General features: G+C 58.6%; 18 protein-coding genes. 8 read left to right on the top strand and 10 right to left on the bottom strand.

Annotation, left to right across the window (positions count from 1 at the left end):
- Positions 1 to 28: 28 nt before the first annotated feature.
- Both L6637_RS25620 and L6637_RS42620 read left to right on the top strand, forming a co-directional pair.
- The gene (locus L6637_RS25620) at positions 29 to 1189 is read left to right on the top strand and encodes a cytochrome P450 (protein ID WP_128930024.1); all 1161 of its coding nucleotides are present in this window, start codon (positions 29 to 31) and stop codon (positions 1187 to 1189) included.
- The gene (locus L6637_RS42620; RefSeq protein WP_128930023.1) at positions 1186 to 2352 is read left to right on the top strand and encodes a cytochrome P450; all 1167 of its coding nucleotides are present in this window, start codon (positions 1186 to 1188) and stop codon (positions 2350 to 2352) included. Before L6637_RS25620 ends, L6637_RS42620 begins: the two co-directional genes overlap by 4 nt.
- On the opposite strand, the gene L6637_RS25610 is transcribed toward L6637_RS42620, so the two are convergent.
- Together L6637_RS25610 and L6637_RS25605 are read right to left on the bottom strand one after the other, a co-directional pair.
- Positions 2327 to 3064 (bottom strand): TetR/AcrR family transcriptional regulator, encoded by a 738-nt coding sequence (locus tag L6637_RS25610; protein WP_164933590.1) that lies wholly within the window; start codon positions 3062 to 3064, stop codon positions 2327 to 2329. The genes L6637_RS42620 and L6637_RS25610 overlap by 26 nt on opposite strands.
- Before the next feature lie 172 nt (positions 3065 to 3236).
- Positions 3237 to 4295 (bottom strand): DODA-type extradiol aromatic ring-opening family dioxygenase, encoded by a 1059-nt coding sequence (locus L6637_RS25605; protein WP_164935432.1) that lies wholly within the window; start codon positions 4293 to 4295, stop codon positions 3237 to 3239.
- A gap of 109 nt (positions 4296 to 4404) precedes the next feature.
- Here L6637_RS25605 and L6637_RS25600 point away from each other — a divergent pair, with 109 nt between their 5' ends.
- From L6637_RS25600 to L6637_RS25580, 5 genes are all read left to right on the top strand, one after another.
- A complete protein-coding gene (locus tag L6637_RS25600; protein ID WP_128930020.1) occupies positions 4405 to 5403 on the top strand; it encodes an amidohydrolase family protein in 999 nt (332 codons plus the stop codon).
- Positions 5404 to 5423: 20 nt separating this feature from the next.
- Entirely contained in the window at positions 5424 to 5813 is a 390-nt protein-coding gene (locus L6637_RS25595; RefSeq protein WP_128930019.1) for a RidA family protein, read from the top strand.
- On the top strand, positions 5810 to 6469 hold the full coding sequence (locus tag L6637_RS25590; RefSeq protein WP_206733112.1) for an RraA family protein: 660 nt from the start codon (positions 5810 to 5812) through the stop codon (positions 6467 to 6469). The genes L6637_RS25595 and L6637_RS25590 overlap by 4 nt, the downstream gene beginning before the upstream one ends.
- A gap of 16 nt (positions 6470 to 6485) precedes the next feature.
- Entirely contained in the window at positions 6486 to 7151 is a 666-nt protein-coding gene (locus L6637_RS25585) for an RraA family protein (protein ID WP_128930018.1), read from the top strand.
- Between the two features lie 313 nt (positions 7152 to 7464).
- The gene (locus L6637_RS25580) at positions 7465 to 8259 is read left to right on the top strand and encodes a GGDEF domain-containing protein (protein WP_128930017.1); all 795 of its coding nucleotides are present in this window, start codon (positions 7465 to 7467) and stop codon (positions 8257 to 8259) included.
- Positions 8260 to 8665: 406 nt separating this feature from the next.
- Here L6637_RS25580 and L6637_RS25575 read toward each other — a convergent pair whose 3' ends face one another.
- The 5 genes from L6637_RS25575 to L6637_RS25555 form a co-directional block, all read right to left on the bottom strand.
- Positions 8666 to 10138: a benzaldehyde dehydrogenase gene (locus L6637_RS25575; RefSeq protein ID WP_232995548.1), complete on the bottom strand. Its 1473-nt coding sequence runs from the start codon at positions 10136 to 10138 to the stop codon at positions 8666 to 8668.
- A gap of 49 nt (positions 10139 to 10187) precedes the next feature.
- Complete coding sequence (locus L6637_RS25570) at positions 10188 to 10730, bottom strand: hypothetical protein (RefSeq protein WP_128930016.1); 543 nt, start codon at positions 10728 to 10730, stop codon at positions 10188 to 10190.
- Positions 10731 to 10840: 110 nt separating this feature from the next.
- Positions 10841 to 11209 carry a hypothetical protein gene (locus tag L6637_RS25565; protein ID WP_128930015.1) on the bottom strand — a complete coding sequence of 123 codons (369 nt, stop codon included), beginning with the start codon at positions 11207 to 11209 and terminating at the stop codon, positions 10841 to 10843.
- A 1484-nt stretch (positions 11210 to 12693) separates the two neighbouring features.
- Positions 12694 to 13416 carry an MFS transporter gene (locus tag L6637_RS25560; protein WP_128930014.1) on the bottom strand — a complete coding sequence of 241 codons (723 nt, stop codon included), beginning with the start codon at positions 13414 to 13416 and terminating at the stop codon, positions 12694 to 12696.
- 23 nt (positions 13417 to 13439) lie between these two features.
- Positions 13440 to 13817, bottom strand: a complete 378-nt coding sequence (locus tag L6637_RS25555) for a hypothetical protein (RefSeq protein ID WP_128930013.1) — start codon at positions 13815 to 13817, stop codon at positions 13440 to 13442.
- Positions 13818 to 13875: 58 nt separating this feature from the next.
- Here L6637_RS25555 and L6637_RS25550 point away from each other — a divergent pair, with 58 nt between their 5' ends.
- Positions 13876 to 14118, top strand: a complete 243-nt coding sequence (locus L6637_RS25550; RefSeq protein ID WP_128930012.1) for a hypothetical protein — start codon at positions 13876 to 13878, stop codon at positions 14116 to 14118.
- Between the two features lie 868 nt (positions 14119 to 14986).
- On the opposite strand, the gene L6637_RS25545 is transcribed toward L6637_RS25550, so the two are convergent.
- The 3 genes from L6637_RS25545 to L6637_RS25535 all read right to left on the bottom strand — a co-directional run bounded on the left by L6637_RS25545 (position 14987) and on the right by L6637_RS25535 (position 20255).
- On the bottom strand, positions 14987 to 18085 hold the full coding sequence (locus L6637_RS25545; RefSeq protein WP_128930011.1) for an efflux RND transporter permease subunit: 3099 nt from the start codon (positions 18083 to 18085) through the stop codon (positions 14987 to 14989).
- Positions 18082 to 19017 carry an efflux RND transporter periplasmic adaptor subunit gene (locus tag L6637_RS25540; RefSeq protein WP_128930010.1) on the bottom strand — a complete coding sequence of 312 codons (936 nt, stop codon included), beginning with the start codon at positions 19015 to 19017 and terminating at the stop codon, positions 18082 to 18084. The genes L6637_RS25545 and L6637_RS25540 overlap by 4 nt, the downstream gene beginning before the upstream one ends.
- A 137-nt stretch (positions 19018 to 19154) precedes the next feature.
- Entirely contained in the window at positions 19155 to 20255 is a 1101-nt protein-coding gene (locus L6637_RS25535; protein WP_164935433.1) for an efflux RND transporter periplasmic adaptor subunit, read from the bottom strand.
- Positions 20256 to 20385 lie beyond the last annotated feature (130 nt).

Here is a 20385-nt window from a genome sequence, read left to right as displayed (position 1 = left end):
CGTAATAATAATTTCCTGGGAGAACCACATGGCCTTTCGTTTCGATCCCGAGGAGCGGAACTTCGTGGACGACCCCTATCCCACCTACAAGGTGTTGCGCGACGACCATCCGGTCTATCTGCACGAAGGGAGCGGGTTCTACATCATCACGCGAAACGAGGACGTGGCGCGCATCCTCAACGACTACGAGGTCTTCTCTTCGGCGCGTGGCAATGCGCTGGTCGATTCACCCTTGCGGGTGGGCAGGACGCTCGGATCGACCGATCCGCCGCGTCATGACGAACTTCGCCGTGTGGTGATGAAGGGCTTCACGCCCGCGCGCATCGAATCCATGCTGCCCGCCATTCAGCGCGACGTCGATCGACTGCTGCACAAGTTCGGCACCCGTCGTGAGTGCGACTTCATGGCAGATATCAGCAGGCCCATCCTCTATGGCGCACTCGGGCGGATGCTCGGGTTGGACGGCGAAGCTGCGGACCGGGCGGCGGATTTGTCGCGGGACATCTTTCATACCGATACGGGACCGATGGGCCCGGCTGCGAGGCCGGGCTTGATGGAAGGGGTGTTTGAACTGCTCACCGAGCAGCTCGAGCGACGTCGCAAGGACCGCAGTGACGATCTGTTCTCGTTCCTGCTCGACGCACAGGAGGGGGGAGCACCACTTTCCGACGGCGAGATTCTGGGCAACATGTCGACCGTCCTGCTCGCGGGCAACGCGTCCATCGGGCATTATTTCTCTAACTTGATCTACGCGCTCTGGACCAATCCGGACGAGCGTCGCAAGTTGCAGGCCGATCCGGCCCTGCTGGATGCCGCCGTGAACGAAGGCGTTCGCTGGGATACGTCAACCCAGGCTTTCGGACGGCAGACCACGAAGGAGGTCAAGCTGCACGGAATCGCAATTCCGGCAGACAGCCGGCTCGTGGTCTGTTTCGCGGCCGCCAATCGCGACGAACGCGCTATCCCGGATCCGGACCGCTTTGACATCAGCCGGCCAAAGACCCGGCATTTTGGCTTCGGCTCCGGCCCCCATATCTGCCTTGGGGCGCCCGCAGCACGGGCCATGATGCGAACGGTCATGACCCCTCTGCTGCCGGCGCTCGGCGACTATGAGCTCGACGTCGCGAACGCCGAACGCGTCGCTCACATGATGGTACGCGGCTTTTACAAGCTGACGATCCGCTGGTGAACGAGGTGAGCGAGTTCGACCTCACCGGCAATGGGTTTCTCGATGACCCCTATCCGACCTATCGTCGCCTGCGCTCCGAATGTCCGGTCTATCATTGCCCTACCACAAAGCTCTGGTTCGTGAGCCGCTATGCGGATATCGCCTATGCACTGAACAATCCCGTCCTGCTCTCGTCCTCCGCCGGGAACGCCCTCAGCGATTCTCCGCTGCGCGTGGGCAAGACGCTCGGCTCGATCGACCCGCCACGGCATGACGAGCTTCGCCGGATCATCATGCGGGGACTGAGCCCGGCGCGTATCGAGCTGGTTCTGCCCTGGATCCGCGATACTCTCGCTAAGGGCCTGGAAGCGCTTGGCACCCGGCGCCGATGCGACTTTGTCGCCGAAGTGAGCCGCCCGGTGCTGTTCGGCGCGCTAGGCAGGATGCTGGGGCTGGGACCCGATTCGGCGCAGCGCGCAGCCGAGCTGTCGGAGCGTTTATTTCGCGGGAATTCCGGCCCCGCGGGGCCTGCGCTCTCCGAGGAAGAACGCGCCAAGGTCATTGCGCTGCTGTCCGAGGAGTTGGAACGCCGGCGTGTCGAACGTGGGGACGATCTCTTCTCGGTCCTGATCGCTGCTCAACAGGATGGAGCGCCCCTCACGGATACCGAGATCGTCGCAAACATGATGACCGTGCTCCTGGCCGGCAATGCCTCCATCGGCCACTTTCTACCCAACCTGGTCCATGCGCTCTGGCGCCACCCCGAGCAGCGATCGCGCATCCTGGCCGATCAGAGCTTGGTCGAAGCTACCATCGAAGAGGGTGTGCGCTGGGATACCTCGACACAGTGTTTCGCGCGGATCACTTCCAGCCCGGTCGCCCTCAGCGAAACCGACATTCCAGCAGGCAGCCGGGTGGTGTTGCTTTACGGCTCCGCCAATCGCGATGAGAGCGCAATTACAAATGCCGAGACCTTCAATGTCGACCGGGGCAAGGTTCGCCATTTCGGCTTCGGTTCGGGGCCGCATATTTGCCTCGGCGCCCCCGCGACACGCGCCATGCTCCGCACCATTCTGCCGAAAGTGCTGAGCACTTTCGGGGACTTCGAGATTGACCTCGCCCGCGCAGTTCGTGTTCGTCACCTGATGGTGCGCGGCTTCAGGAGCTTGCCGCTCGCTTGGTAACGCGTTTTGCGTCTTTGTTTCGCGGAGCGAGCTTACGCCGGCGAGGTTGCTCTGCCGGCTCGCGGAAAAACAGCGCGCAGCAGGTGCGGATGTGCTCATCAACGAATTTCTTTGAAAAAGGCGAGTGGCCCATCACCTGCTGGACCTCGGCCGAAAGCATGAAGATACGCGTTACCGCACCGATGAACAGATACTGGAGATGATAGGGATCGCCCTCGACGTAACGGTCTTGCTTTTGAGCCGCACGGATGAGCTTCGCGACGACGTTGAAATAGTTGCGGACCCGATCTTCGACTAGCCAGGTCAGCCGTTCGCTCTCGCGCTTTCCCTCGTGTGACATCAGCCAATGGAAGTTCGGATTGGCAGCGGCGAAGCGGATGAACTGCTCCTGGAGAACCCTGAGCTGTCCCACCTCGTCCTGCTTAGAGACGCCGGCAAGGTAGTCTTGGAAGTGCCGGCTGAAATTCACGCTCGTCGTTGATAGGACGGCGCGCCAAAGCCCGTCCTTGTTCTTGAAATGATAAGTCACGAGCGGATGCTGAACGCCGGCCTTGGCTGCAACCGTCCGTGTCGACGCTCCCTCAAAGCCACGCTCGGCGAATTCCTCGAAAGCGGCCTCCAGGATCCGTTCCCTTGTGTCGAGGGAACGCTGCTGGCGCCGGCGCTGATTCACGACCTCGTCGAGGGTTTCCTTGGTCAGATCCGTCGCCAAAACAGCTCCGCGTGGCATGCCATGTCCGCACGAAGCCTATCCGCCGGAGCGACCGGTTTGTCAACACCGCGCCCGACGCGCACAAGCGGAACACACAGACCGGAGCGACACAGGCGTGAACTCCGCCGGCAAGTCGCCTCGCCGGCGGCAGTCGCTCGCTGTGCCGGGAAATTTAGGACCAGACGGCGAAGCCGATACCCGTGCCTGTACCGGCCGGGGTCCTATAGCCTGGATAGTATTCCGTCCAGTCGTTGTCGAGATGCTCGGACATGCCCGCGACCATCACCCAATTCAGGAGTTCCGAAGAGCCGGAGTTCAACTCTCCCCTGGTCAGCGACTTGAGGACGGACACGTCCTTGCGCTTGATCGCATCGAGCACCTTGCGATCGAGCTTCTCGTCCACGACAAAATGGCTCAGGCCGCCGCTGGCCACCACGGCCACTCGGGCATCCAACTTCGACCGTGAAATGAGGCTCGCGATCGCCTGTCCGACGCCATAGGCGCGTCGTGCCGTCGGGGCATTGGGCGGAAAGTAGGTGTTCAGCAGGACCGGCAGAACCGGAATGGACTTTCCCTTGAACAGCCGCTCGATGATGAAGCCGTAGGCATGGCCGAATCCGGCCTTGTGCGGGTCATCCACCTTCGCTGCTGCTCCGATGTCCACGTCGTTCTCGATCAGACCATGGATCAGCTCGCGGGCGAGCTCTGGACAGCCCGGAAACGTATGGACTGCATCCATGGCATATCCCTTCATGACCGTGCCGATCCAATTCGGCGTCTGCGGCGTGAGATGGCGCTCATGCGTCAGGATCTCCTCTCCATAGAAGATGGAGATTGCGGGCATGTTGGATAGGCTGAACAATTCGGCCTGATCGTCCCCCACGATCAGCACGACGTCGGGTGCAACCTGCGCCAGGCGGTCGGCCATGTAATCCAGAGCCTTCTGCGATGCGGCCTCGATCTCCAGGAACTTCGCCTCGGTCGCCAGCGCCGCATAAGGAGCGCCGTTTTCGCGGGCGAGCTCGTCGTAGGACACATAGCGGCCATCGGAGAGATTGAGAGCTTTGTTCTTGAGATCGTCAGCCGCGCGCTCGCTCCAACGCTTTCCCTCCAGCGCGAGCATGGGGGTGTGCGACGCGGCGAGGCCGAGAACGATTTTCGCCATTGGACATTTCCTCTCTTTTAATTTTACCAGATGGACTATATTGCTACGAGCGATCGCGAATGGCAATCGCCTCGACGCAATTCCCAGGGCTTGCGACGGTCGCTTTTTAATTATACCATGTGGAAGATTTAGTGGTCGCAAGACCCGCGCTATCCATCCAGGGAGAAATGTCCGCATGATCATCGACGCCCACGCGCATCTCGTCGCGCCGCCGAGCTTCTACGCCCATCGCGGAAATCTCCAGGTCGCGCGCGGCCAATACGGCATCTATCACGCCAAGATCCCGGATGCAGAGCTTGAGAAATCAGCAGCCCAGAACGTGCAGATCATGGACGGCGTCGGCACCGACATCCAGGTTCTCTCACCCCGGCCTTTCATGATGCTGCATGGCGAGAACCGCTGGGACGACATCGTCAGCTGGGCGCAGGACAACAACGACATGATCGCACGCACGATCAAGTTGCACCCCAAGCGCTTCCGCGGCGTGGGCGGCCTGCCTCAAGCGACGGGCGTGCCGGTTGAAAAGATGTTCGACGAGATCAAGCGGTGCATCAACGATCTCGGCTTTCTGGGCGTGTTGATCAATCCCGATCCTTCGGAGGGGGCCGGCAAGTCGCCGCCGATGGGCGATTCCTATTGGTATCCCCTATACGAATTCCTCTGCGAGCACGATATCCCTGGTCACATCCACAGCTGCGCCTGCTGCGGCCGCGAAACGTATGACGAGCACTTCATCACGGAAGAGAGCCTTGCCATCACCTCGATCTCCCGGTCCGACGTGTTCAAGCGCTTTCCCAGCTTGAAGCTGCTGATCAGCCATGGCGGCGGCTCCGTGCCGTATCAAGTCGGTCGCTGGCGCTCGAATCGCCAAATGTTCGCCGCCGCCTCGGGGGCGAAGGCCGAGACTTTCGACGAGACGCTCAAGCGCTTCTGGTTCGATACGGTACTGCACTACAAGAAATCGCTGGAGCTGCTGTTCGACGTGGTCGGCGCCGATCGGTGCGTCTTCGGCACCGAGCGGCCGGGCAGCGGCGGCGGCATCGATCCAAATTCGGGCAAGCCCTATGACGACATCAGGCCGGTAATCGAATCGATCACCGAGATCAGCGAAGCTGACAAGAAGGGCATTTTCGAAGGCAACGCGCGCCGTCTGTTCGCGCGGCTTGACGTCTGACCGGTTGGGGAGGAGCAGCAATGACTGCACGCCGCAGCATCGAAATCGAAGGCTTCAGCCATGGCGCTCAGCCGATACCCGCAGCGTCTCGCGTCGGCAATATCGTCATGACCGGCGGTGTCTATGGGTTGGATCTCGCGGCAGGAAAGATTCCTGACGAGGTCGAGAAACAGGTTGAACTGATGTTCGACAATCTCAAGCGCATCATGGCGGCAGCCGGAGGTGCGATGGATCGCATCGTCAAGATGACGGTTTACGTCAAGGTTCCGGAAGCCCGACCGGCCGTCAACAAGCATTGGCTGGAAGCGTTCCCCGATGCAGCTTCGCGACCTGCACGGCATACATTCCAGAACGATCATCTGCCGGCCAACATGCTGGTCCAATGCGATGCCATGGCGGTTCTCGAGTGACCACCTCAACGACATCTGACATTGTCGCCAGACTGATGGAACTCGACACCTGCGCGGTGTCCGACGCGCTCGACAAGCTCAACTTGCCGGGCGCTGTCATCGGAGTCTCGGCCCTCACCGGCCCGACGCGAGTCGCCGGACGAGCCGTTACGACGAAGCTCGGCGCACCTCTGCCGAACCTCCCGAAACGCCACCTCGGCGCGGGAGCGGTGATGGCGGCAGAACGTGGCGACATCATCGTCGTCGAGCATCGCGGACGGACCGATGTGTCTGGCTGGGGCGGCCTGCTCAGCCTCGGCGCCGTCAAGAAGGGCGTTTCCGCTATTCTGATTGACGGCGCCTGCCGAGACCTTGATGAAAGTCGCGCGCTCGGGCTTCCGGTCTTTGCGCGCGCAGCCGTACCCGTGACCGCTCGCGGCCGGATCGCGGAGCATTCGTTCCAGGAGCCGATCACGTTCGGCAACGTCGCCGTCAAGCCGGGAGACTATGTCCTAGCCGATGGCAGCGGCGTGGTGTTCGTCGACCAACTCCGCGCCGAGGAGATCATCGCTACGGAGCCGAGGACATTTTTGGGCGCGAGCGGGCGATGGCGGCAGCCATCGATCGCGGCGAAGCGATCGGCAACGTCATGGCCGGGAACTACGAAGATATGCTGAAAGGGTAGCGCAGCAAATGACACAGGACGCGGCTGAAAACCTCAAGACATTCGGGGTGACGACCCTGTCAGATGCACTGGATCGACTGGGCATCGAGGGGCAGTGTCTCGGGATCATGCCGTTTGCGCGCTCGATGCGTCTTGCCGGCCCGGCCTTTACGATCCGAATGCTACCGACCGGCCAGAGCGGCGGTTCGGTCGGCGACTATATCGATGATGTGCAGCCCGGCCAGATCGTCGTCATCGACAATGACGGTCGCATGGACGCCACGGTCTGGGGCGACATTCTGACCCTGGTCGCCGACCGCCGCGGCATCGGCGGCACCGTCATTGACGGCGTCTGCCGCGATATCGACCGCAGCATCGAACTCGACTATCCGATCTATGCCCGGGCCAACACGATGCGGACTGGCAAGGATCGCGTCACTGCCGACGCCTACAATGTGACCGTGCAAATTGCCGGTATCCGCATCGCGCCTGGCGATTGGCTGGTCGGGGATGGCGACGGCGTGATCTGCATCCCGGCGAGCCGCGTCCAAGAGGTGATCGAAGTCGCCGGACAGATCGCAGCCGCAGAGGAGAAGATCCGCGAAGCCGTGCTGCGCGGCGATCGCCTCGACGAGACACGGAAGAAGTTGCGCTACCATGCGCTGCAAACGCGCGAGAGCGGCGCCAAGGCTTGAATTTAGAGACGCGTCTGCTCGGCAGACGATGGCTCGGCTTTGCGATTCACGCAGTTTCTGGCTTCAAGGAAGCTGCAGGCGGTCTAGAGGCCTGCCAATAGTGGAAATTAGCCCATGCATGTTGCGCATACCGGTCGTGGCAGCGGGCCTGCGCCGGGCGCGTGCCGGCAGGCGACTCGACAGGAGAGCGTCAATGCCTATTTCTGGCTCCGAATTTAACCTCCTGTTAGTAACGCTGTTAAGTCCCCAAGCATTTTAAGATGACGACCAGTCGATCCCTCCTAGGCTTTCAAAAAGTCACGGAGCGCGATTGATGAATGATCCCTTAATGACGTTGGGAGATGTGTACCGTCGGACGGTTCGCGACGTTGCGATCGGGCTTGTCTTAACTGTTCCGCTGGTTTGGCTAGCATACGCCTATCTGTTCGGACCGGAGGGCAACGTGAGCAGCCTTTATGCGACAGGTTGCGTCGCTCTGCTTGGTACGCTCGCCTCCATTGGAATTGGAGGCGCCATGAGCCTGCGCAGCAACCTGCTGCAGCAAAAGTTGATCGCGACCCAGGCCGAGCTCCTAAGACTTTCGAGAGTTGACCAACTCACCGGTCTCTTGAATCGAAGAGGATTTAACGAGGTTGCAGCCAAGGCTCTCGCAGAGGCATACGATCGTCACCTTCCCGCTATAGGCTTGATGATGGATATCGATCGGTTCAAGGGCATAAATGATCAATACGGTCATGATTTCGGTGATGCGGTGCTGGTTGAAATCGGGGACGTGCTCAAGTCGTTCGCGAAGGAGCATAGCCTCGTGATTGGCAGGCATGGAGGCGAAGAATTCGCGGCGCTGCTGTTGGGCGTATCTCCGAGCGATGCAGTTTTACTCGCTGAGCAGTTGCGGCAGGCTTGCGGGCAGAGAGAAGTTGCCCGAAATGGTGCCTTGACCAAGGTCACGGTTAGCATTGGGCTGGCGGTTTCCAAGGGAAGCGAGGGATTGTCGAAAGTACTTGGCCTTGCAGACGAAGCTTTGTATCGCGCCAAGCGTGCAGGGCGAGATCAGGTTTCGGTGCGCTATAGCGATACCATTGGCGTTTCCGCTTTGGGCTTCACCTAATCGTAGCAACCGCACTCTTTCTCCACGCGCGCGCAGCAGCCTCACTTGGCGCGAACTCCGAGACTCTAACTGCTGCTGGATGAAAATTCAGTGGCAGGTCAAGCCGCCGCGAGCGAGCGCTTCCTGCTATTGCTCAAAGCTAAGATCGGGATGGCCAAGGCTTTGGCCAATCTACCCAAAAAAGATTTGCGTGTGTCGAAGACAGACGTTGATCGAGCTTTACGAGTCCGGATCAACTCGATAGCCTTCGAACAGATCTTGCCTTGATCCGAAAAGAGAGGCCGTACTCTTGGTAGTAGAGTACGGCCAAGTGGGAGGGAGCTTGGTGAACACTCCGCCGGGAACTTAGAGAAACAATCAGCGCCACGGGCGCATTGGTCATTCAGTCAGTGATCGAGTGTCGAGTTTAGAGTGAATAGGGCTGCAGCTCAGCTTTGATCGTCACCCATTGCCATTGAGTGAACTCTTCCCAGTTAGCGATACCGCCGATCGATGTGCCATTGCCCGATGTGCCGGAGCCGCCGAAGGGATTGACCACATCGTCGTTGATCGTCTGATCATTGATGTGTAGCAAACCCGTTCGTAATTGCTCGCCAATTGCCATTGCCCTGCCGATGTTGCGCGAGATGATCACAGCAGAGAGCCCATATTCGGTATCATTCGCCATTTGCCCGGCCTGTACATCCGTCTCAAATGGGACAAGCACCGCGACCGGAGCGAAGAGCTCGTCACGATAGGCCGGATTGGTGGGTGAGATCTCCGCCAGCACGGAGGGCTGAAGAAACAGGCCCTCCGCCTTGCCTCCCGTTAGCAGCCGAGCTCCCTCGGTGACGGAGCGGTCAATCAGGGTTAGTGCATGATTTAGCTGATGCTGATTGATCATCGGACCGAGGGCAACGGAAGGGTCGAGAGGGTTGCCAACTTTCAAAGTCTTCGCATATCTGACGAGCGCATCGCTGAAAGCGTCGAAGATGTTTCTCTGCACGAGAATGCGTCCAGCGCTCATGCAAACTTGTCCTTGATGAAAGAACGCCGAAAAGGCGGCGGCACGAACGGCGGTATCCAGATCTGCGTCGTCTAGGATGATAAGTGAGTTCTTGCCGCCAAGTTCGAGGGACACCTTCTTGAGATGCTGTCCAGCCACCTGTCCGACCATTCGCCCCGCCCTGCTCGACCCGGTAAATTGGATCATCGCCACATTGGGGTCCTTGCACAGAGCCTCACCAGCATCCTCTCGACCGGGCAGCACCTGAAGAACGCCTTTCGGCACACCCGCCAATTCGAAGAGGCGCGCAATAACGAAGCCACCACAAATAGCAGTCCGCAGATCCGGCTTGACTACCACCGCGTTTCCGACGGCCAGGGCCGGCGCAATGGCGCGCTCGGCAAGGTAGAGCGGGAAATTGAAGGGTGATATCACGCCGATCACCCCGAGTGGGCGTCGCCGCACGAAGCTGATGCGCCCTCCCGGGCTTGGAAGCACGTTCCCTTGAGCTTGCGAGGGCATCGCAGCCGCAAGCCGGATTGCTTTGAGCGTACCTGCGAGCTCGATCTCAGCCTTCAAGCGGACCGCGCCGCTCTCTCGCATGATCCAGGTGACGATGTCATCCCTATAACGCTCGCCGACTTCGCACGCCTTTAGAAGTATGTTTTCGCGTGCATCTGGCGCCGTCGCGGCCCACGAGACCTGCGCCTGCCGTGCATTCGCAGAAGCGCTCCCAATGTCGACCGCGCTTGCAAGACCAACCTTACCAATCACCGCACCGGTCGCAGGTTCGACTGCCTCAAAGGCGGATTTGCTAGATGACCATTCGCCCGTGAAGAATTGCCCAGTCAGCACCGAGCCTGCCACGATGTTGTCGCTAACCATTTCTTTCATTCTCCAAAATGTCCCGGGTCAATTGGCGTCGAGCACGCTCGACTGCTTCTCAAGAGCCCTCACCTGAACGGCGGGGGCGGATTGTCCAGGTGCACTTCAGCGCAGCATGATAGGGACAGCCAGCCCATGCCTGATCCTCGGCATGACGTCCGATAAAGTAGGATGGAAACTGTTCATCAAGGACATTGATCCGATTACGCAGCTTCTTCCTGTTTTCCGCCGGCATACTGCTCCTTTGTTCCATGTAGCTGATCCGCGGATCAGGAAGGAGCGTCTTTGCAATCCAGGCCACGCAGCCCAACGATCGCGGTATGAGTACTTGAGCCAAGGGATGCGCCGGCGGAATGCCATGCGCCTTCAGCGTCGAAGGCAGCGCCATTGATCGCAACATCTGGTGACCCAACCACCGCAAGCCTGGCGGAAAATAGCGATAGCTGAACTGATCGAAGAGCGCGTTGACGATCAGATTCCCTCTCTCGGTCACTGATCGCTCCCTGCTTTCGAAATCCCGGCAAAATGCAACGAGACCGTCCCAGTCCTTAGGATACCCGTGTAAAGGTACGCCACCTTCGGCGACGAATAGCTTTGCCATCTCACCCCAAAACTTGTGAGCTGCTATTTTTGCTTCTCGTTGAAGCCCTTCAATCCCATCGCCTTGAATGCCAGATCCATGGCGATCGCCGTGAAGGCAAGCGTGTAGATCTAATCTTCGTGATCAGAAAAATCGCCCGGGTACTGTTTGGCATAATGGGCGTGGAGCTTGTTGATGTTTTCGACGGATTTGATGGTGCGATCGTCCTGAGGACCGTAATACCACCAGGTTGTGTTGTTGATTCCGGTCTGTTCGGCGCGATGAGTGGCTCTATAAAGAAGCTTTCCGCCATCCTCGCGCCAAACGGCCCGAGCGCCCCACTCAGTCACTACGAAGTTGGGAAATGTGAAACAATACGAAAAATTCTGTATGAAATCCGTCAGGCCGTAACAGCTGGATAGCCGCCAAATTTCAGCATAATCGACGTGCGGATCGAGTTGCTCGATCCTCCTGTTGATCCACTTGTAGCCCTTCTTCATGATCGTTACTCCGCCATTCCATGACTTCGCGGCTTGGCGCGGAGCTCGGCTTGTACAAAGAGCCGCATCGCATACGCAGGGAGTCGACCGGCGTTTCCCCAATGCGCGCAACCAGTAGCGCAGACACGAACTTCAAACTGATTTTGCAAAGGCGATTGAGCACCTAGGCGGCGCTCTTGCAAAATGCGGTGCCGCGACAACTCGTGCCGGGGCCCTGCGCAAGCTGCGGGAGGAGCTTGCCGGCGGCTGTGCATCGACTTGAGTGAGAAAAATCGAAAGCGCGCGGAAACAGGCGACCAATCGGGACGTCGCTCGAAATGAGCTACTCGGTCAAGCGAACCAAATGTTGGCTGATCCTTAAGACCAGCACACACAATCCGGACGCTCCGACTTGAGCCTGACGGAGCCTTCGACTGCTCGAACAGGCGGACTAAGCCCATCGGACGGATCCTCCTATATGTCAGTTTTGACTTATAGTAAGAATACATCAGGTTATCGCATATGGCAATCCTTACATATTACCTGCCGGTGGACCAACCTTATGTTTTTCTGTTTCTGCTCAGCAAAGCGGAATTCCCGAATGCGGGGCGGCGAGGTGTGTACCGCGCTCGCCGATTGCCTGATTGAAAGGTATGAACGCGAAGAATTCGCCGTGGCAACCGCCGAGCAGTAGCGGCAAACAAGAAGGTAGGAAGAAGTTACCACGATTGCCCTATCGAACCTTAGTCGGCATCGACGTGATCACGGATGGCGCGATGGCCGCCTAGGCGATGAGACTTCCCTGGCGATGCGGTCACTTTATTCGGCGAAAGGATCGTAGACTTCGCACTTCATGCGAGCTTAGACGGAGGTGCCTCCGTCGATGTTCTTGCGCAGCTCCGAGGAAAGAACGTCCGGACTTGTGTTGAACGTTAATATCTGACTTAACGATGCGACCAGCGAGTGTCGTCGCGAAAACCGAACAACGAAATGGTCAAACATCAGATTAATGCTCACACCTTTGGTCAACTCGAAGAACCGAGACTGACATCCGAGATGTTGTTGTCGATAGCAAAGCTCGCAACCCTGCTCCAATTCGAACCATGCCGTCTCCGGAGCCGGCGGATCATTATCAGCTGAATGCCGCCCTCTCGGCAAAAGCGATCATGGCGACTGCGCCTTATGTGCATGTCGCGGAAAGGGTCGTGATTGTGCCTGACGCAATCACCCTATTCGGCGTAACAGCGGCGAGAGAGCGTCCCCGCGAGAACGTATTGGCGGAGAGGCCTCTTTGAGCCCGGCCCCTATACCTCTTTCGACATCTCTCGCTCGCACCGGTGCCAGGCACCTGGGGAATTTGCCAAAGGGGTTGCGTCGAATTGGATAAAAGCGAATGAGAACTTGGCTGCTCGCAGAAACTAGATCGGCATCTCAACGTCTTTCAGCATTTCGAATCCGCGCGTAGCGTTGGCTCTCGTCAGGCTCCGGCAAGCCAAGAGATCTGCCTACTGGTTTAGCTGCGGCAACGGCTGGATAGCGGATGTGGCTCTCTGTGATGCAGCAATGAAGCAGCAGAGAGCAATGAGATCGACGGCCGCTGCCGCCGACCCGAGACCAAGATAGCCAGTCGTCTGGACCAATGTCCCGCCCAGGAGCGGTCCAATCATGTTGCCGACCAACATGGCTGGGGTCGCAGCAACCGCGCGCCCGGTGAGATCAAGGCGCGCGAGATGCCCGAAGACAAAAGTATGCGTGAACAACATTATGAACGGGAAAACGACCGCTCCGACCGCATACGGCAAGAAACCGCTAGAGCAAGAGATTAGGACAGCTACCGCTCCCTGCAGCAGGGTTCCAGTCATCGCGACCCGCATCGGCGGAAGCCGCTTTTGGAGAAACGCGGCGAGCAGGGTCGGTGTCATAGCCACCAGACCTAACGTGACCAGAACGCTTTGGATCTGGACAGGCGACAGTCCGCGATCGGTGCCCATCGGTTGTAGGAAACTGAATATCATTGCCTGGACGAGCGACATCAGGACGATTCCAGTGATAATGAACCACACAGGGCGTGTGAATCCAGCGGCATCCCTGACGAGGTCTTCGCTGATGGAAGCAGAGGGAAAGAAGAAAGTCGCTATTGCGGCTGCCACGGCCGTAACTGCGGCAAAGACCTCAAAGATGGCTGGTGGACCGAATTTCGTGATGAGAGTCGCCGATGCGCCGAGCAATATTACCGCGAAGACTCCAAGCGTTAACCCCCCCATTGCAAAGACACGATGTGGGTTATCCGTGCGACTCCTGTCGCCAATCCAGCGACGAAGTGGCCAACTGCCAGAATGCTAAATTCGGTGAAGCCGGCCATCACATAGAAGGTCCCGGCACTGATGCCGAAGCCCAGCGTCGGCATCCAGCGCCCCGGAGCGCGATGGAAGAATGGCGATAGTGTAACGCTTGCAAAGACCATGGCTCCTAGAAAGAGGGTCGGAAGCGCCCCCGCTCGCGCCGGTGAAAACGCATATTCCGAGATCAGAACACCGACCCAAATCGGAAGTGCGGGCTGGTCTATCATCCCAGCCATGTGCCCTGTCACTAATGAAATCTTTGACCCCAACGAGTTAATCTGCGCCATTTTTTCCTCCCGTATGATAGTCGGCCCTCGTGAATTGCAGCTCCGCACCGATGCAGGCATGATGAAGGCATCCGACAGCTATGGAGAGCCGCGACGCTCGCTCCCCACTGCCATCGAAACTCTTGAGCTGCCGGCGCGCGCCTCACAGAGTGCTTTGCTATCCATCGAGAGCATCATGGATGAGAGCTCTAGACGGGACGATTGCCCGTTGCTTCAACTAGCCATCGCGGCCAATTACCAATGGCATCTGCACAAAGCGCAGCTGCTTGCGAAAATGGCTTCACCGTTGATCAGCAATTGAGGATACCCAGCACCGGTCAGAGCGTTTGGTGCAGAGTTCGGACGTCATTCCGAACAGGTCAGGTGCGTCCACCCCCGAGCGGCAATTCACGGCCTTCCTCCATATGTCATTTATTACTTACTGGCTAGCAGGCATGAACATATATGTCAAATCTGACGTATGGATGCGCGTGGCCGGCAACTATGCAGAACCGCAAAGAGCGCCAGATTTGAAGCTTGGGGCTTTTGTTGTGCCCACGAGAATACGCCGATTGGGACGGCTGATGTCGTCGCATTCGACAACGTCTGGCAGGAGAGCAGACCTGATAAGAAGGTCTACGACATTGCTAGCAGTGGTCTTGTTCTCGACCATACCCATGTTGCGCCGTGCGCTTTCATAAGCACGGTCGGAAACGCACGTCCGAGCCACGTCGACTGTAGCTGGGCCGAGTTCGACGCGTCACCGGCATTCTGAGACGAGACCAATGTGCCACGCTCCTGATCAATTCAGTGGCGCTGCGCTTTCGATAGCCGTGGACGCTACGGGAGAGACATTCAGGACGATGATGTGGCGAGCTTTTTTAACGTCGTTCTGGTGCTCGGTCTCGCGATCGATTGTTTGATTCTCCTAAGGACCATCACTCGGTAGCTCGACAGCTACGGCGGTGACATCATTTCACGACGCTCGTGGATTGTGAAAGCGCGGTGAACGTCGTGCGACGCTGCCGGCAATCGCCGATCGTCGTGCACCGGATCGCCAAGCCCGAAGAGCTCTACGGTCGGATCCGGTGCAGGGAAAGGCATCACGAACTCCCGGTACAAACCGGCGCGGAGCGTGGCGGTTACCAAGCAGGACGCCAAAGGCCTTGTGGCATCGCGCTCGGGCTTCCCTATGGTGAGCTGGCCCTGGCGAGCCTGCTGGGCTCCTCCTGGCGCGAAGAAGAGTCCTTTAGTGGGGCTTCTACACGGAACCAGGCGATGTAAAGCGCCGGCAAGAAAAAGAGAGTCAGGAAGGTCGCAGCCATGATGCCACCGATCATCGATAGCGCCATAGGACCCCAGAAGACCTGCGGCGCGATCGGAAGCATGCCGAGGCTTGCTGCGGCGGCCGTCAGCAGGATTGGCCGCATGCGATGCTGTGTTGCCAGCACGACTGCCGACCATTGATCGTGACCCTCGTCAAGCATTTCGTCGATCTGCGCCATCAAGATAATCGAATTGCGAATGATGATCCCGATAAGGGCTAACGTACCGAGAATCGCGACAAAACCCATCGGTTTTCCGGATACGAGGAGAGCGAACACAACGCCGATCAAGCCGAGGGGAGCCACGCTTACGACAAGGAACAGCTTCGCAAAGCTTTGCAGCTGGACCATAATGAAGAACGCCATCGCAAGCAGCATCACAGGCACGACCGCAACGATTGGACCCTGACCCTTTGAGCTCTCCTCGACGGCGCCTCCGGTTGCGATCTTCATCGACGCCGGCAGGTTCGCGGCGAAGGTCTCGATAGCCGGCGCAAGCTGTTGGACGACAGTTGCCGGTTGCGTGCCATCGTGGATGGTGCCTCGAATCGTGATTGTTGGGACACGGTCGCGTCGCCAAATAATGGGCTGCTCCAGGTCATAGCGAAGTGTTGCGAACGAGAGCAACGGGACCACCTGTCCATTGCCAGTCGGGATCTGCAACGACTGCAGCGTTTCGATTCGGCTGCGTTCGTCGTTTGCGGCGCGCCCAACGATGTTGACCTGATAAATGCTATCGCGCATCTGTGTAATGGACGTCCCGCCGACAAGGCCGTTCAGTATCGAGGCAACATCGACGGAGTCGAGCCCGAGCTGCCTCGCCTTGTCTTGCGCTATTTCGACTTGAACGACCTTGCCTGGCTCGTTCCAATCAAATGTCGGAGGGTCAAGATGCGGGTTGTCGCTCATGATTTTGGCGATCTCCAGTGCCTTGGCGCGCAATTGCTGGATGTCCGGCCCGCTGAGGCGGTATTGCAGCGGACGTCCAACCGGAGGTCCAAGGTCGAGCGGGTGGATGAAGACGTCGATCCCGATGAATTGATCGGCCGCGGTCTTTCGCAATCTGCTTTCGATCCGATTGCGAGCTTCAAGTGACTTGGCTACGACGACCACCTGGCCGAAATAGTTAAAGGCCATCTGCTGGTCGAGTGGCAGATAGAAGCGGATCGCACCTTGCCCAACATAAGAGCTCCAGCTTTCGACGTCAGGATCGGAGGCCAGCCCTTTTTCGAACTGGTCGATCTGCTTCTTGGTCTCAAGGATCGTGCTGCCCTGCGGAAGCGTCAAGTCGACGAGCAGCTCGGACCGGTCTGACGACGGGAAGAACTGCTGCTGCACAAATCCCATACCGACGATTGCCACCGCGAGCAGACCGAGGCTTCCGCCGATTGTGACCCAGCGGAAGCGCATCGCGGCCTCCAGTAGAACGACAAAGTAGCGGGATAGCCGGCCGACACCGATATGGTCGTGATGTTTCATGGTTTTTGGAAGGACCATGACGCCGATCAGTGGAGCGAACAGAACGGCTACCACCCAGCTGGTTAGTAGCGATGCTGCGATTACGAGGAACAGAGTGTAGGTGTATTCGCCAGCCGATGAGCCGTTGAACCCAATCGGGATAAAGCCTGCGACAGTTACCAGGGTTCCGGTTAGCATCGGAAATGCGGTCGAGGTGTAAGCAAAGGTCACTGCGTTATAGAGATTGTCCCCGCGCTCAAGGCGGTGCACCATCATCTCGACTGTTATCATTGCATCATCGACGAGCAGTCCAAGCGCGATGATCAGCGCACCTAGGGAAATGCGCTGCAGCGTTACTCCAAAATACTGCATGATGACGAACACGACCGCCAGCACGAGCGGAATTGAGAACGAGACCACCAGCCCTGCCCTCACTCCAAGACTGATCAGGCTTACCACCAACACGATGGCTATGGCCTCAACGAGCGCTTCGGTGAAGCCGCCGACTGCCTGCTCAACTATCTTCGGCTGATCGGAAACCAGGTGGAGTTCGACGCCTACCGGAAGCGTGGCCAAGATGTCGCGCATCTTTGCTCTCAGCGCCTCACCAAATTGAAGCACATTGCTAGAGGCCATCATCGCGATGCCGAGCCCGATCGCAGGCTTTCCATCGACACGAAATAGCGGATCGGGTGGATCGCGATATCCACGGGTGATGGTCGCGACGTCGCTAAGCGGAAGGAAGCGGTTGTCGATGCGCAGGTTGGTGCTTCGAAGGGCCTCTTCCGAAGCGAATTGACCGCTTACGCGCAGCGAAACTTGTTCTGGGCCCGCTTGTACGACGCCTGACGGCTGCACTGTGTTTTGATTTTGCAGTGTCTTGATGAGCGACTGCATATTAAGACCGAGTGCCGCCAGCTTGCGCGTGGAGATGTCGAGATAGATGACCTCATCTTGTGCTCCGATCACCGTGATCTTGCCGATGCTTGGCACGGTGAGAAGTTCCGAGCGCACCCGCTCGACATAGTCGCGCAATTGCCGTGGGCTGAGTCCGTCGGACGTAAACGCGTAGATGTTGCCGAAGACATCGCCAAATTCGTCGTTGAAGGAGGCTGCGCCTACGCCTGAAGGCAGGGTGTACTGGATGTCCTGAACATGTTTGCGGACCTCATAGAATAGCCACGGCACGTCCTTTGGCTTGGTGGTGTCCTTCAGATTGACCAAAATCGTGGTCTGACCGGGCGTCGTGTAGCTCTTGACGTAGTCGACCGCGCCGATCTGTTTCACCTCCTTTTCAATCCGGTCGGTCACTTGATTGAGCATGTCGTCAACCGTCGCGCCGGGCCATTGTTGCTGGATCACCATAGTCTTGATGGTGAACGGAGGATCTTCCTCGCGACCGAGGCTGCGGTAGGCGAGCAGGCCCGCTATCGCGGACGCTATCATCAGGAACCAAACGAACGAGCGATGCTTTAGGGCCCATTCAGATAGATTGAAGGAGGTCACGACTGATTCTCTTGCAAAAGTTTGACGAGTTGTCCTTCGGAGAGGGAATGCACGCCGGCAGTGATGACGCGATCGCCAATCGACAAGCCGGATGTAACTGCCACGCGGTCTCCCCTGTGGGCGCCGAGCATCACAGGACGTGCTAGAGCCCTCTTGTTTGCTCCCACGATCCAGACGGCGTCCTGACCTTCGATTTTCAAAAGAGCACTAACCGGAATCTCCATTTGGCCCTCCTGTGCAGCCGCGAGGCGGATCGTGGTTCCCAGCCGAAACGCTTCAGGTGGATCTTCGATGGTGAACCGAATGCGCCGAGTTCTGGTCGAGGAGTCCGACTGCGGCGCGATCTCACGGACGACCGCCTTGGCTGCGATGCTATCCTGGACGAGGAGCGATGCCCGAGAGGATGAACCTTCGATGAATTGGCCAATTCGGTCGTCCGGTATGTCGAACACACCGTCGCGAAAAGTTGGGCGAGCGATGGTGACAACCGTCTGGCCTACCGAGACGACCTGGCCGATTTCCGTGGACCAGGAGACGACGACACCGTCATAGCTGCTGTTTAGGGTCGTGTAGCCGAGTTGTTCGGTCGCCTTCTGCAGACTCGCCTCAGCTTGCGTGGCGCGTGATTGGGCGCTCTGCTGGGCTGCTGTTGCCGCATCGAGGTCCGCCTGTGTCCCGCTGCCCGTGCTGAACAGTTTGTGCTTTCGTTCCAGAGTGGCCTCGGCATTGGCAAGGACCGCTCGAGCGTTGGCCAGATCGGCCTGGCTTGAGACGATCGCGAGCTGCGCGACGGTCGAATCAAGGGACCCGAGTCTTTGCCCCTTGGCAACGAGATCTCCCACATTGACGTCGCGCGAGCTCATTCGCCCCATTGTTTGAAAGCCAAGCTCGGCCTGGTACCGAGGCTGCACCGTTCCGGTGAAGGTGTCGATCCTCTACGAGGCCGGTTGCACAACCATGGTGAGCACGGGACGAATGACGGGCGATTCGAGGCTCTTCTCCTCGCACCCGGAAAGCGCCGCGGCGCAGGCGAAAAGTAGCAGCCGCAAGACCGTGGGTGCGGGCGACGTCATGGCTCGGCTCCGTAGGCGACCGCGACAACCTTCCCTGGATACAGCAGTTGTACGCTGGAAGTTACGACACGCTCGCCTTCTTCCAATCCGGCGGCCAACGCGACCGCTCCAGTGAGATATTCCTGCACGACGACCCCGCGAAGCCGGGCCTTGTTCTCGCTATCCAATATCCAGACTGCGGGCTTACCGTTGGCTGCAAACAGCGCGCTCGATGGAATGACAAAGGCAGGCGATAACTCCCAACGGGCTCTACCGACGACGGCCGAACCGAGTGTCAAATCGGCCGGCGCTCGTTCGACCGCGACCTTGAGCGTAACGGTGCCGGTGGCCTGATCCAAAATCGGCGAGATCTCGCGCACAGAGCCGGCAACAGTTACATTCGGCATCGATTGCGAGGTGATGTCGACAGTCCTGTCGTTTGGCGGATTGGTGACAAGAATCTCGGGAACTTGGAATACCGCATCCCGCGGGCCATCCTCGGCAAGGGCGAAAGCCGTCTGTCCGGCCTGCACAACCTGGCCGACTTCGATACTACGTGAGACAATGATGCCGTCCCGTCCTGCCTTCAATTCCGTGTAGGTTAGCCGCTCGCGTGCCGTATTCAGGGCAGCTTGTGCGCTGTTGACCTGCGCCTCATCTGTTCGAAGCGTGGCTAACGCCTGATCGAATCGCTCACGTGTGGTAGAGCCACTGCTAAGCAGAGACTGTTGTCGCTCGAAATTTCGTTGGGCTTCCAGCAACTGCGCATTCGCAGCATTCAGCGCTGCTTCAGCACTGGTAACATCGGTCTGCTGCTCGGTCCGTTCAAGATGCGCGAGAGTTTGACCTGCTTTGACATACTGCCCAACCTCGACGTCGCGACGGACAACTCGTCCACTGGTCTGAAATGCAATGTTCGAAAGGATGCGAGCCTGGATCGTCCCAGTGAGGGGAAGGTCTGGCGTGATGTGTTGCCGGCGGGCGGTGGCGACGGTCACGCGCAACAGCGCCGAAGACTTGTCACCCGCTCGCGCCATCGAGTTCGGGAACGCTGTAAGCACGGTCGCGACGAGCGCGAGCGACGTGCGGAATTGCGCCCTGTTGGCCAGCCGCGGCATTAGGTCCCCTTCTTCGCTGGGCATTTGCAACATGCTGATTTAACTCAAAGTTTCAAGTTGTCTGAGCGCCCCGCCAAAGAACTCCAAGGCGTAATATTCAACAGGCGTTGAATATTTAGTTGCATCGTTC

This window comes from Bradyrhizobium zhengyangense (assembly GCF_022012435.1).
Taxonomy (GTDB): domain Bacteria; phylum Pseudomonadota; class Alphaproteobacteria; order Rhizobiales; family Xanthobacteraceae; genus Bradyrhizobium; species Bradyrhizobium zhengyangense.
This window is presented reverse-complemented; position numbering and strand designations above follow the sequence as displayed.